This window comes from Cutibacterium namnetense (genome assembly GCF_001642025.1).
Taxonomy (GTDB): domain Bacteria; phylum Actinomycetota; class Actinomycetes; order Propionibacteriales; family Propionibacteriaceae; genus Cutibacterium; species Cutibacterium namnetense.
The window spans coordinates 1-14,657 of sequence record NZ_LWHO01000004.1 but is presented as its reverse complement, the minus strand read 5'-3'; the positions used below and the strand labels follow the sequence as shown (position 1 = coordinate 14,657).

Sequence of the window (14,657 nt, the reverse complement as noted above, 5' to 3'; positions counted from 1 at the left end):
TAGCCGACGCCAACCTGCGCTTCTCGGTCCCGTGACTAGGGTGGGAGTATGTCTCGTCGCACTTTCCGACTCGAACAACCCGAACGTGTGGTCGTCGGCACCGCGGGTCGGCCAGGAGCGCGTACCTTTCACCTGCAAGTCCGTGAAGGATCCCGGATCGTGACGGTCCGCTGCGAAAAGGTTCAGATCGACCAGCTCGCCCTCCAAATGGATAGGATCTTGGACGGTCTAGCCGCTCATGTTGCGGATGTATTCGTCCCACCACCAGTCGACAATCCAGACGATCTGGCCCCTCTCGATGCACCACTCGAGGAAGAATTCACCGTAGGAACGATGGCGATGGCCTTCGACGATGAGACCAAGCGCATCGAGATCGAGATGTACGCAGCTAGCGATGATGAACTCATGATCAACGATCCAGCGATGTTGCTGACGACCCTTCCCGAGGCGGCCCCAGATTCTCTAGAAATCCTTATGACGACGTGTCAGGCTCGCCAATTCGTCGCGAGGTGCCGCGTGGTCGTCACATCCGGGCGTCAGAGTTGCCCATACTGTCGCCAGCAGATCCTTTCGGCTGAGGGTCATCTGTGCCCGCGATCGAATGGCTACCGTAAACCACTGGTGTGGTGAGTTCGACGAAGCCCTCATTTGCCGTGTGCTCCCTGTCGAGAGCTTCATAGTACGTTGCGGGGGCCTGGTCGGATTCCAGTAACGGCGCGCTGCTGGTGCGTGATGTGGCCGTGGCCTTGGAAGTGATGCGACGAGCCGCTGCCGATCTGCGAGAATAGGATGGCTGCCTGCAGGTGACCGGAAAGGTGTGCGCTGTGTCCGACGTTCTCACGTCTCTGCTTAATGCCCAGCTTGACGTGGGGTTGGGAAAGCCGATCCTGTGGCGTGAGGTCATTGGAAATCTATTCGGACTTGCTTCGGCTCTCGGCGGCGCGCGACGTCGAATATGGGCTTGGCCAGTCGGCATCGTCGGCAACGTCATCCTTTTCACGGTGTTTCTCGGTGGGGTGTTCCACACCCCGCAGGACCTTAACCTGTGGGGGCAGGCCGGGCGTCAGATCTTTTTCCTCGCGACAAGCGCGTATGGGTGGGTGGTCTGGGCAGCAACTCGGCGCAATAATGGCGCGTCCCAGGTGGCCGTCCATCCCCGCTGGGCCACCCGTAGAGAACGCATTTTGGCGTTGATGGCTGCCCTCATCATGCTCGTTGTCTTCTTCTTCGTTCTCGAGGCACTGGGATCCTGGGGGCCGCTATCGGATTCGTGGATTCTCACTGGATCGATCCTCGCGACCTGGGGGATGGCGCGTGGGTGGAATGAGTTCTGGTTTGTATGGATTGCGGTTGATATTGTCGGCGTCCCGCTATTGGCCACGGCTCAGTACTACCCGAGTGCACTTATGTACGTCTTTTACGGCGCCTTTTGCGTATACGGATTCGTGACGTGGTGGCGTGCCCAGCGTGCGGCCACGAACGACGCCTTCCGCTGACGTGACACTCTAGGGATAGCAGTGGTCCGTCACGTGGGCGCGCCTGCGCCGTTGTGAGGCCAGTCAGTAGCCTGGTAGCTGTGAGCAAGACATTCGAGGAACTCTTCGCCGAGCTGGTTACAAAGTCACAGGCACGCCCTGCAGGGTCGGGAACTGTCGAGGAGCTTGACCACGGAGTGCATGCCATCGGTAAGAAGATCGTGGAGGAAGCCTCCGAAGTGTGGATGGCAGCCGAATACGAGGGTAATGAACGGCTGGCTGAAGAGATCAGTCAGGAAATTTATCACCTGCAGGTCATGATGATTAAGCAGGGCCTATCCCTCGACGACGTCTATAAGCATCTGTGAATTCTCGGACGCCCCGATCTGTCATCGTCATCCCTGATATTTCCTGAGGAGAATTCATGCCTGATTTGTTGCGCGTTGCTGTGCCGAATAAAGGTGCTCTCTCGGAGGCGGCATCCTCCCTGCTCACCGAGGCTGGCTACCGCCAGCGCACTGATCGTAAGGATCTTTCCCTGATCGACGAGGCCAACGGGGTAGAGTTCTTCTATCTGAGGCCTCGCGATATCGCGGTGTATGTGGGGGAGGGCACTCTAGATATTGGCATTACCGGACGAGATCTCTTGCTCGATTCCGAAGCTGATGCCGCCGAGATCAAGGGATTGGGTTTTGGTCACTCCTATTTTCGGTTCGCTGCTCCCAAAGGTTCGAAAAACACCATCGAAGGGCTGGCGGGAAAACGGATAGCCACCTCATACCCCGGCCTGCTGGGCGCTTTTCTGACGGAGCGGGGGATCAACGCTCACCTTATCCACCTGGATGGCGCAGTTGAGTCGGCGATCCGACTCGGCGTTGCCGACGCAATTGCTGACGTGGTCGAGACTGGGACAACCCTGCGCCGGTCTGGCCTTGAGATTTTTGGCGACGTCATGTTGGAGTCTGAGGCTGTGCTGGTTCAGCGTCGAGACTTCGTTGGGAACACGACATTTGATCACTTTATGCGTCGTATCAACGGCGTGCAGGTCGCTCGTAGCTACGTCATGGTCGACTACGATGTTCCCGCCGAAGTTCTTGATACCGCCACCGCCCTGACACCGGGACTCGAAGCTCCTACAATCTCGCCGTTGTCCAAGGGCGGCTGGTATGCGGTGCGAGCCATGGTGCCGCGCACGGCCGTGCAAGGCCTGATGGACCAACTGTGGGACGTTGGTGCTCGAGCGATTTTGTCGACCGAGCTATCTGCGTGCCGCCTGTAACTGGTTGCCAGCTAGCGATTGGGGCTTGAATTCCGGGGTAGCAGCGCCTGCGAATGAAGGATCATTCGATCCCGCGTTTGCGCAAGATCTCTTCAAGCTCGGCATCTTCATCCTTATCAGCACCCGAGATTGTGGGGGAAGGCTTTGAACTGGAGGCAGGCTCTGATGTGCGCACCGGCGCGTCGGTCGGGGTCCGCCGAGTTCCGGAGGCACTGTGCGACGGGGCCGTATCCGGCGCAGCACCGGATGTCGGAGCGTTGTCTGTGGGATTGCGGGTCGGAGCTTCGGTAGAGCGAGAATCCTTGGCCGACGAGGCTTCGCGCGTCTGCTTACGGGCAGCATGGTCTTGACGGCGTTGACGTCCAGTCTCGCGATCGACCGGTGCCATGATCCCGGCTACCAGCCAGGTGACGAGGCCCACAGCGATGACGATGACACCGATCCACATGGTCGATGTCATGACCGTGCCGGCGAACCAATCGACGACGAGGCGAATTGCTCGGACGAAAAGGCGCATCAGGCCAGTTAGTACTAGACCAATAGGAATGAGGGCTAGGCCCAGCCCGCGAAGCATGGCGCGCGAGGAGCGGCGGGAGAACCACCCCGACAGGGCCCATAGCAGCGGTAGGACGACCAGCACAATGGTGACGACGGCAACGACGGTCGTTTCGCTCATACCCCCACTGTTCCACATGCAGGGGCGCATGTGTGCTCGGGGACTCGCTGACCTCGGCGTTGGGTATCGACTAATGTTTTGCAGGTGCCTGCTCCACTATCACCGATCGGCGGCGACATGGGAGATGCCGATCCTCGGGTGCGCGCTGCCTTGGCAGCCTGCCTCACTAACGATCCGGACGCTTACCGAAGGTCGTACCTTGCGGCGGTATCCACTTTGTGTGCGGGCGCACGGCTATTCATGCCGGTGATGACAGACGCGGAAGGCGAAATCGGTGCAGTGAAGCTCACCAACGAGCAAGGAAGCACCGCTCTATTGGCATTCACCGGGATCGATTCCCTCACAGCGTGGGACTCGCGGGCTCGTCCGGTTCCGGGACGTCTCCCAGAACTTGCGGCCATCGTCACCGAGGTGGGAGCCGATGCCCTTCTCCTTGATGTTGCTGGTCCGGCTCCCCTTGTCATCGGCAGTGATGTCCTCAAACCAATCGAGGGTGGCCGACGTCTCGTGAAACTCGATGATGGTTGGGGATGGGCGTGCAGCGGGGATCTTGCCTGACCGGTCAGCTTCGCCGGTGCCATCACCTCGCTACGGGCAACCCCCGATTTGTGATGGCGCTGTTCCTTGTCGTATTCTGGCCGAAGCGATCAGGATAATACTGGTCTTGCGTAAGCGGGGGCCTGACCTCCCACCTAGGTGGATTTCGTTCGCCGGGTTGTGATGATGAGCTTCGTCGGCTCGTCGGGATGTGTAGACATCCGCATATGTCAGGTCTTCGCGTATTCGCGAAGGCTTTTTTCGTATCCGGGTCGTGGAGGCGCAGACACGTGCCGCATCTAATGAAAACAGACATCCGGGAGGACCCCATCAGTACTGAACCCCGCATCAACGAGCGGATTCGCGTTCCCGAGGTGCGCCTGGTCGGCCCTAATGGCGAACAGGTCGGCATCGTCAGGGTCGAGCAGGCCCTGCAGCTTGCCCGCGAGCAAGACCTTGACCTCGTCGAGGTGGCTCCGCAGGCCCGGCCCCCTGTCGTCAAGCTCATGGACTACGGCAAGTTCAAGTACGAGGCGGCTCAGAAGGCCCGGGAGTCACGACGCAATCAGGCGAACTCCATCATCAAGGAGATGAAGCTTCGTCCGAAGATTGACGATCACGATTACGAGACCAAGAAGGGCCACGTTCTGCGGTTCCTCAAGGCCGGCGATAAGGTCAAGATCACGATCATGTTCCGTGGCCGTGAGCAGTCCCGACCAGAGCTCGGTGTCAACCTGTTGCGTCGTCTTGCCGATGATTTGACTGAGTACGCGACCGTCGAGTCCCCTCCTAAGCAGGAGGGCCGCAACATGCTCATGATTCTGGCCCCGACTCGTAAGAAGAATCAGGCCAAAGCAGATCAGAAGGTTGAGCGTGACCGTCGCGCCGCTGAGCGTGCCGAGGCTGCCGAGGCTGATAAGGCCTACGAGGCTGCCCAGCGGGCTGCTGCAGGCACTGCGAAGAAAAAGAAGAAGAAGGGTCCAGCCGACAATATGGATCCTGACATTGACCTCTGAGCATTGCTCAGAACCAGGTGATCCGGTTCCTACCGGTGAGCCAGCCCGGGACCTTCCCTCCGGTTTGCGGGACGACATACATGAACGAATGGAGCTATCCATGCCCAAGATGAAGAGCCACTCCGGGACGAAGAAGCGTTTCAAGGTGACCGGCTCGGGCAAGGTCACCGCTCGCAAGGCTGGCAAGCGCCACCTCAACGAGCACAAGTCCTCACGCGTTACTCGCCGCCTGACCGGGGAGACCGTGCTGTCTAAGGGCGAGGCCGCCAAGGTCAAGAAGCTGCTCGGTGGCCATCCCGGTCGCTGACCGCAGTCGACGTCGCGATTGACGGCGTCCCTAAGTCCATTGGGCGGTATCCGCCTCGAACCAATCCGGGATTGACCCGGCAGATCCAAGGAGAATCACTATGGCACGCGTGAAGCGTTCTGTGAATGCCAAGAAGAAGCGTCGTGAGGTCCTCGATCAGGCCTCCGGTTACCGTGGACAGCGCTCGCGCCTGTACCGCAAGGCCAAGGAGCAGTCCCTCCATTCGGCCACCTACTCGTTCCGTGACCGTCGTGCCAAGAAGGGCGACTTCCGCTCGCTGTGGATCCAGCGCATCAATGCTGCCTCCCGCGCCCAGGGCATGACCTACAACCGTTTCATCAATGGTCTGAAGAATGCTGGCGTTGAGGTCGACCGCAAGATGCTCGCAGAGCTTGCAGTCTCCGACATTGACACATTTAACAGCCTCGTCGAGGTCGCCAAGGCTAACCAGCCGCAGAGCGCTGCTGCCTGAGGTGGCCATGAGCGACGGGCCGAACGGCGACTATTCGGGATGGGGCCGTATCTCGAAGGGGTCATTGCGTTCGGCCCGCCGCCTTTCATCTCGGCGCGGACGCGACGAGTCCGGGCTGTTTTTGGTAGAAGGCGCGCAGGCAGTTCGCGAGGCCCTGGCATGGCCCGGCAAGGTTAATCTGCTGGCGACCTCGAACCTATCCCGCGATGCTGAGCATGTCGAGGCGGCCGAGCGCCGTGGCGTTCGGGTCGCGGTGCTCACTGACGAGGATGTCAATGCGCTCTCTGACACTGTCACCAGTCAGGGGATCTTCGCGGTGTGTCGTCAGGTCACACGCCGCGAGCTGCCCGACGAGGATGTTCGTCTCGCTGTCATCTGCGCTCAAGTGCGTGATCCTGGAAATGCCGGAACGGTCATCCGCTGCGCAGATGCGTTTGGCGCCGATTGCGTCATTTTGACGCGGGGATCGGTCGACCCGCATAACCCCAAAACGGTTCGCTCTTCGGTCGGGGCGATCTTTCACCTGCCCGTCGTCGTCGGTGTCGAGCTGGCTGAGGCGGTTGAGTGGGCCCATCGGCACCGGATGTCGGTATTGGCGGCTGACGGGGGAGGTCATAGCCTTGACGCCGTTGCTCGGTCGGGGCGTCTCAAGCGGCCTATTGCGTGGTTGATGGGTAACGAGGCGTGGGGTCTTCCCGAGGCTGACCGAGCTTTAGCGGATGAGGTCGTGGGGGTTCCGATGTGGGGGGCCGCCGAGTCTCTCAACCTGTCGACTGCGGCCGCGGTAGTGCTGTACGCCACGGCGAGTGAACAGCGAGCCTGAGGAGTGTAGGGTGGCCGGCCATCGTTGCTGGCGTCGGCGCCACTAGACTTGTATCCGCTAGTCGCACATGTGCGCCCGGAACACGGGCGTTTTTCCAACGTCAACCCATCAGGGGGAAGGCCCATGAGTGGCCCCAACACGAATTATGACCCTGTCCAGGTGAGCACCCTGGACGCTGACCAAGTCGAGGCCCGAGTGGCTGAGGCCTTGGAGGCGATTGCCGGGGCTTCTACCACTGCCGAGCTGAAGCAGGTGCGTATCGCTCATACCGGTGACCGGTCTCCGCTGGCTGTGGCTAACCGCGAGATTGGCGCGCTGCCGCCGGCTGCCCGAAAGGATGCCGGTAAGCGCATTGGGCAGGCTCGGGGCCGGGTCAATCAGGCTCTCAAGGCCCGCCAAGAGGAACTTACTGAGGCTGAGCTTGACGCCCGACTCGCAGCGGAGGCCACCGACGTTACGTTGCCGGTCGTTACGTCGCCTCGAGGCGCCCCGCACCCGATCACTGCTCTCATTGATGACATCTGTGACGTGTTTACCGCCATGGGTTGGGAAGTTGCCGAGGGTCCCGAGGCTGAATCTGAATGGTTCAACTTTGACGCTCTCAACCTCGGCGCCGATCACCCGGCTCGTGCTTTGCAGGACACGCTATGGCTCGATCCGGTCAGTGACGGTAAGTGTATGCGCACAGCTACCAGCCCGGTGCAGATTCACACCCTGCTTAAGCAGCAGCCTCCGGTGCGCATTATTAGCCCGGGCAAGGTGTTCCGTGCTGATGAGTACGATGCCACTCACCTTCCGGTCTTCCACCAGGTCGAGGGATTGTGCGTCGACAAGGGCATTACGATGGGCCACCTCAAGGGGACCGTCGACGCCTTTGCCCGCGCCATGTTCGGTGACGTCCGCACCCGTTTCCGCCCACACTATTTCCCCTTCACCGAGCCCAGCGCTGAGGTCGACCTGGAATGCTTCGTGTGTCATGGCGCCTCGGTTGGCAACCCTGATCGTCCGTGCCGTACGTGCCGTTCTGAAGGGTGGATCGAATGGGGCGGCTGTGGGGTCGTCAACCCACGGGTGTTAGTTGCCTGCGGTATCGACATCGATGTCTATTCGGGTTTCGCCTTTGGCATGGGTGTCGATCGCACGGTGATGTTCCGCAACAATGCCCCCGACCTGCGTGACTTTGTCGAGGGTGACGTCCGATTCAGCCGCTCACTGAGGGGAGGAGCACGATGAAGGTTCCCATGTCATGGCTGCAGGCCATGGTTAATCTGCCAGACGGTACTACTACTGACGAGGTGGCCAGGGCGCTGACCAACCACACAGCCACTGTCGAGAAGGTCGAGGTCGTCGGCGGCGAGCTGACCGGCCCGATTGTTATCGGACACATTCTCTCCTCAGTTCCCGAGCCGCAGAAGAACGGCAAAATCATCAACTGGTGTCGGGTTGACGTTGGCCCCCGGTACAACGCAGAAGGACACCCCAAAAACATTGCGGAGGGGACCGAGGGCCGCGGCATCGTCTGCGGTGCCCCCAATGCCGTTGAAGGTGCCTGGGTTGTCGTCTCCCTGCCCGGTGCTGTGCTCCCTGGCGGATTTGCCATCAGTGCCCGCAAGACGTACGGCCACATGTCTGACGGCATGCTGTGCGCCTCCGACGAGTTGGGTATCGGTGTCTACGAGCCCGGTATCATCACTCTGCCGCCTTCGGTAGAGGGCCACCAGCTCGTTCCTGGTGAGAACGCCCTGCCGATCCTCGGGGTTCCCGAGCAGGTGTTAGATGTCGATGTCACTCCCGATATCGGCTACTGCATGTCGATGCGTGGCATCGCCCGCGAGGTGGCGCACGCCATGTCGGTACACTTCCGCGACCCTTATGACGAGGAGCCTATCGCTGCGGTGTCGGGCCCCGTCGCGGTAGACATTCAGTCTGACGCTTGCAGCCAGTTCATCGCTGTGCCGGTCCATGGCCTAAATCCCGGTGCCCCAACTCCCAGATTCATTGCCGACCGCATCACTCGTGCCGGGATGCGTCCGATTAACCTGGCCGTCGACATCACCAACTATGTCATGTTGGAGTCCGGTCAGCCGCTTCATGCTTATGATGCCGACAAGGTCAGCGGGGCGATCGTCGTCCGTAAGGCCCACGAAGGTGAGCATCTAGTTACCCTCGACGGCACTGATCGCACCCTCGATCTCGATGACCTGGTCATTGCCGACGACTCGGGCGCCATCGCTTTAGCCGGTGTTATGGGTGGCGCGGCCACCGAGATGACCGCCGAGTCAACCTCACTCATTCTCGAGGGCGCTCACTTCGATTCGATGACGGTGGCTCGTGCCTACCGACGCCACAAGCTCGGTTCGGAGGCTTCTCGTCGCTTTGAGCGGGGTGTTGATCCGGTTTGCGCCCATGCCGCAGCCGTTCGGGCAGCGGAATTACTCGCTCAGTACGGCGGTGCCACGGTCGGTGAGCCCACCGTTGTTGGTGAGGTCCCCGAGATGCCGCGTCAGACGATCAACGCAGATTTACCTAGCCGTATTCTCGGCACGAAGGTGTCCACTGAAGAGATCATCGAGATCTTGACGCGTTCTGGGGTCAAGGTGACTGCCCTGGGGGACTCTCTCACCCTTGTTGCTCCGACCTGGCGTCCCGATCTCGTTGATGCCTACGACTACCTCGAGGAAATCGGCCGCAAGATTGGGTTTGACCGTATCGAACCCGCGTTGCCCCCGAGCCTGGGCGCTCGCGGTCTGACAAAGACTCAGCAGGGTCGTCGGCGGGTGCTGCGCTCAGTCGTCGAGGCTGGCTTCGTCGAGCTCATCACCTTGCCGTTCATCGGCGATAAGGACCTCGATGTTCTCGGCATTAGTGGTGACGATGCGCGTCACGCAACCGTCAAGCTTGCCAATCCGCTTGACGATACCCACCCCTACTTACGCACTACCCTGTTGCCCGGTCTATTCCATGCAGTGACGACGAATATGTCGCGATCCCAGGAAGATCTCGCGGTCTTCGAAAGTGGAACTGTCTTCCGCGCCGTCACCCCGGCGGCGGCTCCGCATCCCGGCGTCGACGAGCGTCCTTCCGATGAGGTGCTCGCCGAGATCGGCGCCGCACTGCCAGCTCAGCCGCGCATGCTCGCTGCTGTGATTTGTGGTAACTGGTTGCCGGATCGCTGGGACGGACAGCCGGTGAAGGCTGATTGGCGTCACGCTGTACTGGTCGCCGAGAAGGCTGCTGATGCCCTCGGTGTGACGCTAGTGCGTAAGGGTGCCCGTCAGGCCCCCTGGCATCCCGGTCGCTGCGCGGCTCTTATCGTGGATGGGAAGGTCATCGGGCATGCTGGTGAGCTGCACCCCACTGTGGTGTCGAAGGCTGGTCTGCCGCAGCGCACCTGCGCGGTCGAACTTGACTTTGATGCCCTGGTAGCTGCGGCTCCTCATGGTGGTGAGGTCACGGCCATCTCAAGCTTCCCCGTCGCCAAGGAAGACGTTGCTTTGGTCGTCGACGAATCTGTTGCTGCTGACGACGTTCGTCAGGCTCTCATTGAGGGAGCCGGACCACTGCTTGAATCGGTCGAGCTTTTCGACGTCTATGAGGGCGAGCAGGTGGGCGACAAACGCAAGTCGTTGGCCTTTAACCTGCGAATGCGGGCAGCCGATCGGACCTTGACCGACGCCGAGGCTGCGGAGGCTCGTGACACTGCGGTGGCACGCGCTGAGGAAGCTTGCGGCGCTCAGCTGAGGTCCTGAGCTCTACATACAAACACCGCGGGGCCGACATCGTGTCGGCCCCGCGGTGTTTGACCACAGCTCAGGCGTTCGCCGGAACCTCGGTTCCGATGCCTCGGTGGCGGATCGGAACCGCGTTAATGGGCAGGTCAGCCGAACGATCTGCGTTGACGTCGGTGTGAACCATTGGCTGGCCGTCTGCTCCCTCGGGAACGAATCCGCCATCCTCAATCATCTGCAAGTCGGCGGCGCCGGCAGCCCCCTCGCTGGTGAGGTAATCCCCTAGGAAGATCGAGTTGACGACCTCGAGGGCCAGCGACTGCATGGTGCGGATGTGCTGCTCACGTCCGGCAGCGGCACGCACCTCGGAATCGGGGTGAACAAAGCGCACCATGGCCAGACGTTTGAGGCACCACTGCGGGGTGATGTGCTGGGCTCCGCCGGCCAGCGGAGTGCCCTCGAAGGGGAGCAAGAAATTCACCGGCACCGAATCAACTCCGTGCTCGCGCAGGTCGAAGATGACATCGACGAATTCCTCGTCGGTTTCACCCATGCCGGCAATCACTCCAGAGCAGGGCGACAGACCGTTGCGCTTGAGGACCTCGACGGTATCCATCCTGTCCTCGTAGGAGTGGGTGCTGCAGATCTCGCCGTAATGGGAGCGAGAGGTATTGGCATTGTGGTTGTAAGCGTCGGCGCCGGCTTCCTTAATAGAGGCAGCCTTTTCGTCGTCGACAAACCCTAAGCAGACACAAACCTCGACGTCGGGGTGCTCAGCTTTGAGGGAACGCACCATGCCATTGACGCGTTCGACATCTCGCTGGGATGGACCATGACCCGATGCCACCATGCAGACACGTCGTGCGCCACCGGCAATGCCAGCCTCGACGGCGTCATGCACCTTATGCGGGTCGGCCCAGGAATACTTCATGATCTCGGCACGCGACCCCAGGCGCTGCGAGCAGTAGGAGCAGTCCTCGGGGCACAGGCCCGACTTGAGGTTGACCAGGTAGTTGAGGCGAACCCGGTTCGCGAAAAAGTGGCGACGAACCTTTCCGGCGGCGGCGACGATCGACATGAGCTCGTCATCACTGCTGCGAAGAATCTCGAGGGCTTCCTCACGGGTGATGGACTCCCCCCTGAGGCCGCGCTCGGTCATATCGGCTAGATTCAGCAATGCTCTGGTCCTTCCGAGACTGGAGACGTCCTGAACGCTGTTCAGGATTGAACGGGGTTCAATGTAGTCCATGGGGTAGCGCCAATGTGGGCCACCCCCGGAAATGGTGTCGTCGTCAAGGGAGTCACAGTGAGCCTGACGAAGCAGGACGTTGTTCGGGCCGGAGTAGAGATTCTTGACGCATACGGACTTGGTGACCTCTCTATGCGACGTCTGGCCGAGCGTCTTGGGGTCAAGGCTGGAGCGCTGTACTGGCACGTTGCCAATAAGCAGAGCTTGCTGGCCGCAGTGAGCGATGAAATCCTCGCCGTTGCCGCCGGCCCGACGATGGTGCCTTCGGATGACGCTGATCTTTCTGATGGAGTTGACGAATGGGCTCGGTGTTTCCGGGCTACCCTCCTGGCTCACCGTGACGGTGCTGAGCTCGTTGCGTCGACGATCTCGGTGGGGCTGGGGAAGATTGATCCAACCGTCAAGTTGCGCCAATTTATGGAGCGCCAGGGGTTTTATGGCGAGCGTGCGGATTCGGTGTGCCGGGCCTTGGTGCACTTGGTGCTTGGCCACACGATGGAAGAGCAGACCCGTACTCAGTTGCATGACCTCGGGGTGGTGGGCGAGATCGATCTAGGTAGACAAAATGGTGACTTTGACCTTGCCTTGGCCATTTTTGTTGCCGGCCTTGCCGCTTTGGCGTGAACCAGCGGCTGGACGCCATAGCCCATCATGGTGCATCCTTATGTAGCTAGGAGAATGTTTAGTAGACGCGCCTAGTGGGCGTAACCGAGGGGGGTTGATGAGTGAGGGGCAGTCTGCACCAACCTCACGTACGGCGCGTCATGCCCGGATTCGCGCCTTAATTCAGGAAGGGCGAATCTCATCTCAAGGCGAGCTGGGGGAGATCCTTGCTTCCGAGGGTTTTGTAGCCTCCCAAGGCACCCTGTCACGTGACTTGGTTGAGATCGGTGCCGTGCGTGGACGTGATCATGCTGGGAATCCGTGCTATTCAATTCCCGAAGGTGAGCATCCCTCCGATGTGACGACAGGGTCGCCGGCCTGGGTCAAGCTGGCGAGGATGACTAAGGAACTGTGTACCGGGGTGCAGAACAACGAGTATCTCGTCGTCCTTAAGACGCCACCGGGCGCGGCCCAATATTACGGATCGGCCATTGATAAGGCAGGCCTGGACATCGTGTTGGGGACGATCGCTGGAGACGACACTCTCGCGTTGATGTGTGCTACTGGGGTGGATGCAGGAGAACTTGCGGACGCCTTTTCGCAGATGGCCGCTACCGGAGTGCCAGCTGAGATCCTGTCGCGCACGATGCGTGAGAGGCGCGCTTGACCAGGTAGACGGCTTGGTCCGGCCCGATAGCTAGACTTACGGTCAGTCGACCTCGTACGAGATCGTTGATGAGAGGAAAGTGACGTGTCGGATCTGTTGGACGACCTGGAGTGGAGGGGTCTTGTCGCCGACTCCACCGATTGTGAGGCGCTGAAGGCCCACCTCGCCCAAGGGCCCGTCACGTTTTATGTGGGCTTTGATCCGACCGCCAAGAGTCTCCATATTGGCCATCTTGTCCAGTTGATGCTGGTGCGAGCTCTCCAGGAACGCGGTCATAAGCCGTTGCTCCTCGTCGGTGGGGCGACAGGTCTTATCGGTGATCCCAAAATGACCGGTGAGCGGCATATGAACGATCGAAAGGTCGTTGCTGAGTGGGTGGAGTCCATTAAGGACCAGGTGAGTAAGTACGTCGATACTGACGGCCCGAATGCTGCTCGGATCGTTAATAACTACGACTGGACGGTTGAGTACACGGCTCTGGACTTCTTGCGCGATATCGGTAAGCACTTCTCGGTTAACCGGATGCTGGCTCGCGACGTTGTGGCTCGGCGGCTGGATAGCGGGATCTCATACACCGAGTTCAGCTATGTCTTGTTGCAGTCGCTGGACTTCTACGAGCTTCATAAACGTTTCGGCTGTACGTTGCAGACGGGTGCTCAAGATCAGTGGGGGAACATCACCGCTGGTGCCGACTTCATCCGTAGGACCACCGGGGACGTCGTCCACGGTCTGGTGACCCCATTACTTACCAAGGCTGATGGCACGAAGTACGGCAAGACAGAGTCCGGGACGGTGTGGGTGGATCCCGAGTTGACGAGCGCATATGCCTTTCATCAGTTCTTCCTCAACGCGGAGGACTCGAAGGTCATCGAGTATCTCAAGATCTTTAGCCCTCGTTGTCGGGAGGAGATCGAGGATCTTGCCCGCAAGACTGAGGAAGAGCCGTGGCGCAGAGCGGCTCAGCACTGCCTTGCCGACGACCTGACCGATCTGGTGCATGGCGTGGAGCAGCGCAAGGCTGCTGAAGCGGCAGCTCAGGCCATTTTCGGACGTGGCGAGTTGCGCGACCTCGATGAGCAGACGGTGCTTTCTCTGTCTGACGAGCTCGGTGCTGCCCATCATGAAGGGGGCGAGTACCCGACGGTGGTTGACGCGATGGTGGCTGCCGGTGTGGTTGACACGAAGTCGGCGGGCAAGCGTGCTGTCACCGAGGGCGGTGCCTACCTCAACAATGTGAAGGTCACTGATCCTGATCAGCGTTTGGTTGACGACGACTTCCTTTGTGGTCGTGTTGCCCTCGTCCGTCGTGGCAAGAAGACTGTGGGCGCTGTGACCCGCTGACCTACCTTCGACAGATCCGTCCGGGGACCGCTAGCTCTAGTGGTCCCCGGACGGTTGTGTGTGTGCGGTAATGTGCGCCAACCAAGGGCCGATGAGCACCCAGGTTTGCGCTGGCGGTGGGGTGTGTGTATTGTTCCTTCTCGGCTCCGCGCCTGTGGGTGTGAGGCTGGTAGGAGTTCTGGTGATTCCTTTGTGGAATTGCTGGGGGCATGATTTGACGTTTGTCTGATGAGTGTTTAAACTTCTGCGAGTTCCCTTTGTTGGGAGCTAGGAATTGCGATGATTCGTGGAATTCATTTCCGGGAGTTATGGTGGTTCCGGCTGGCATTAAATTGGATTTGACAATCTGATTTAATCTGGTAAGGTTGGCTGGGCTGCTGCTTTTGGGTGGTGGTGTGGTTGGCTGGTTCTGCTGGCTGGTCTTGGGATCATGGTTTTGTGGTTTCGGGGTTGGTGTGGTAGGATTGGTCGGGTCGCCTTGTGA

Annotated in this window: 16 protein-coding genes; 14 read left to right on the top strand and 2 right to left on the bottom strand. The window is 60.1% G+C overall.

The window, feature by feature from the left end; all coding sequences use genetic code 11:
• Nucleotides 1–48 precede the first annotated feature (48 nt).
• The 4 genes from A5483_RS06775 (at nt 49) to hisG (ending at nt 2,754) form a co-directional block, all read left to right on the top strand.
• A complete protein-coding gene (locus A5483_RS06775) occupies nt 49–630 on the top strand; it encodes a DUF3090 domain-containing protein (RefSeq protein ID WP_063811353.1) in 582 nt (193 codons plus the stop codon).
• A gap of 194 nt (nt 631–824) precedes the next feature.
• Nucleotides 825–1,496: a nicotinamide riboside transporter PnuC gene (gene pnuC / locus A5483_RS06770; protein WP_063811352.1), complete on the top strand. Its 672-nt coding sequence runs from the start codon at nt 825–827 to the stop codon at nt 1,494–1,496.
• A gap of 80 nt (nt 1,497–1,576) precedes the next feature.
• Complete coding sequence (locus A5483_RS06765) at nt 1,577–1,843, top strand: phosphoribosyl-ATP diphosphatase (RefSeq protein ID WP_063811351.1); 267 nt, start codon at nt 1,577–1,579, stop codon at nt 1,841–1,843.
• A gap of 56 nt (nt 1,844–1,899) precedes the next feature.
• Entirely contained in the window at nt 1,900–2,754 is an 855-nt protein-coding gene (gene hisG / locus A5483_RS06760; RefSeq protein ID WP_063811350.1) for an ATP phosphoribosyltransferase, read from the top strand.
• 61 nt (nt 2,755–2,815) lie between these two features.
• Here hisG and A5483_RS06755 read toward each other — a convergent pair whose 3' ends face one another.
• Nucleotides 2,816–3,430: a hypothetical protein gene (locus tag A5483_RS06755; RefSeq protein ID WP_063811349.1), complete on the bottom strand. Its 615-nt coding sequence runs from the start codon at nt 3,428–3,430 to the stop codon at nt 2,816–2,818.
• A gap of 117 nt (nt 3,431–3,547) precedes the next feature.
• Here A5483_RS06755 and A5483_RS06750 point away from each other — a divergent pair, with 117 nt between their 5' ends.
• The 7 genes from A5483_RS06750 to pheT all read left to right on the top strand — a co-directional run bounded on the left by A5483_RS06750 (nt 3,548) and on the right by pheT (nt 10,334).
• Nucleotides 3,548–3,988 (top strand): SseB family protein, encoded by a 441-nt coding sequence (locus A5483_RS06750; protein ID WP_063811348.1) that lies wholly within the window; start codon nt 3,548–3,550, stop codon nt 3,986–3,988.
• A gap of 281 nt (nt 3,989–4,269) precedes the next feature.
• On the top strand, nt 4,270–4,983 hold the full coding sequence (gene infC, locus A5483_RS06745) for a translation initiation factor IF-3 (RefSeq protein WP_166806827.1): 714 nt from the start codon (nt 4,270–4,272) through the stop codon (nt 4,981–4,983).
• A 100-nt stretch (nt 4,984–5,083) separates the two neighbouring features.
• Entirely contained in the window at nt 5,084–5,290 is a 207-nt protein-coding gene (rpmI, locus tag A5483_RS06740) for a 50S ribosomal protein L35 (RefSeq protein WP_002548241.1), read from the top strand.
• Between the two features lie 100 nt (nt 5,291–5,390).
• Complete coding sequence (gene rplT, locus A5483_RS06735) at nt 5,391–5,762, top strand: 50S ribosomal protein L20 (RefSeq protein WP_002548255.1); 372 nt, start codon at nt 5,391–5,393, stop codon at nt 5,760–5,762.
• 1 nt (nt 5,763) lies between these two features.
• Entirely contained in the window at nt 5,764–6,585 is an 822-nt protein-coding gene (locus tag A5483_RS06730; RefSeq protein WP_176607835.1) for a TrmH family RNA methyltransferase, read from the top strand.
• A 123-nt stretch (nt 6,586–6,708) separates the two neighbouring features.
• On the top strand, nt 6,709–7,818 hold the full coding sequence (gene pheS / locus A5483_RS06725; protein ID WP_063811347.1) for a phenylalanine--tRNA ligase subunit alpha: 1,110 nt from the start codon (nt 6,709–6,711) through the stop codon (nt 7,816–7,818).
• Nucleotides 7,815–10,334, top strand: a complete 2,520-nt coding sequence (gene pheT, locus A5483_RS06720) for a phenylalanine--tRNA ligase subunit beta (RefSeq protein WP_063811346.1) — start codon at nt 7,815–7,817, stop codon at nt 10,332–10,334. Before pheS ends, pheT begins: the two co-directional genes overlap by 4 nt.
• A 61-nt stretch (nt 10,335–10,395) precedes the next feature.
• On the opposite strand, the gene bioB is transcribed toward pheT, so the two are convergent.
• On the bottom strand, nt 10,396–11,562 hold the full coding sequence (bioB, locus tag A5483_RS06715; RefSeq protein WP_063811345.1) for a biotin synthase BioB: 1,167 nt from the start codon (nt 11,560–11,562) through the stop codon (nt 10,396–10,398).
• Between the two features lie 57 nt (nt 11,563–11,619).
• Here bioB and A5483_RS06710 point away from each other — a divergent pair, with 57 nt between their 5' ends.
• The 3 genes from A5483_RS06710 to tyrS all read left to right on the top strand — a co-directional run bounded on the left by A5483_RS06710 (nt 11,620) and on the right by tyrS (nt 14,173).
• Complete coding sequence (locus A5483_RS06710; protein WP_161485342.1) at nt 11,620–12,186, top strand: TetR family transcriptional regulator; 567 nt, start codon at nt 11,620–11,622, stop codon at nt 12,184–12,186.
• Nucleotides 12,187–12,283: 97 nt separating this feature from the next.
• A complete protein-coding gene (locus A5483_RS06705) occupies nt 12,284–12,832 on the top strand; it encodes an arginine repressor (RefSeq protein ID WP_002548264.1) in 549 nt (182 codons plus the stop codon).
• 84 nt (nt 12,833–12,916) lie between these two features.
• Entirely contained in the window at nt 12,917–14,173 is a 1,257-nt protein-coding gene (gene tyrS / locus A5483_RS06700; protein WP_063811343.1) for a tyrosine--tRNA ligase, read from the top strand.
• The last annotated feature ends 484 nt before the right edge of the window (nt 14,174–14,657 follow it).

What these genes read in the sequence shown, in the direction of transcription:
- A5483_RS06775 (WP_063811353.1), top strand. Translation starts at nt 49, where the DNA reads ATGTCTCGTCGCACTTTCCGACTCGAACAACCCGAACGTGTGGTCGTC.
- hisG (WP_063811350.1), top strand. Translation starts at nt 1,900, where the DNA reads ATGCCTGATTTGTTGCGCGTTGCTGTGCCGAATAAAGGTGCTCTCTCG.
- A5483_RS06755 (WP_063811349.1), bottom strand. Translation starts at nt 3,430, where the DNA reads ATGAGCGAAACGACCGTCGTTGCCGTCGTCACCATTGTGCTGGTCGTC.
- A5483_RS06750 (WP_063811348.1), top strand. Translation starts at nt 3,548, where the DNA reads ATGGGAGATGCCGATCCTCGGGTGCGCGCTGCCTTGGCAGCCTGCCTC.
- infC (WP_166806827.1), top strand. Translation starts at nt 4,270, where the DNA reads ATGAAAACAGACATCCGGGAGGACCCCATCAGTACTGAACCCCGCATC.
- rpmI (WP_002548241.1), top strand. Translation starts at nt 5,084, where the DNA reads ATGCCCAAGATGAAGAGCCACTCCGGGACGAAGAAGCGTTTCAAGGTG.
- rplT (WP_002548255.1), top strand. Translation starts at nt 5,391, where the DNA reads ATGGCACGCGTGAAGCGTTCTGTGAATGCCAAGAAGAAGCGTCGTGAG.
- pheS (WP_063811347.1), top strand. Translation starts at nt 6,709, where the DNA reads ATGAGTGGCCCCAACACGAATTATGACCCTGTCCAGGTGAGCACCCTG.
- pheT (WP_063811346.1), top strand. Translation starts at nt 7,815, where the DNA reads ATGAAGGTTCCCATGTCATGGCTGCAGGCCATGGTTAATCTGCCAGAC.
- bioB (WP_063811345.1), bottom strand. Translation starts at nt 11,562, where the DNA reads ATGGACTACATTGAACCCCGTTCAATCCTGAACAGCGTTCAGGACGTC.
- A5483_RS06705 (WP_002548264.1), top strand. Translation starts at nt 12,284, where the DNA reads ATGAGTGAGGGGCAGTCTGCACCAACCTCACGTACGGCGCGTCATGCC.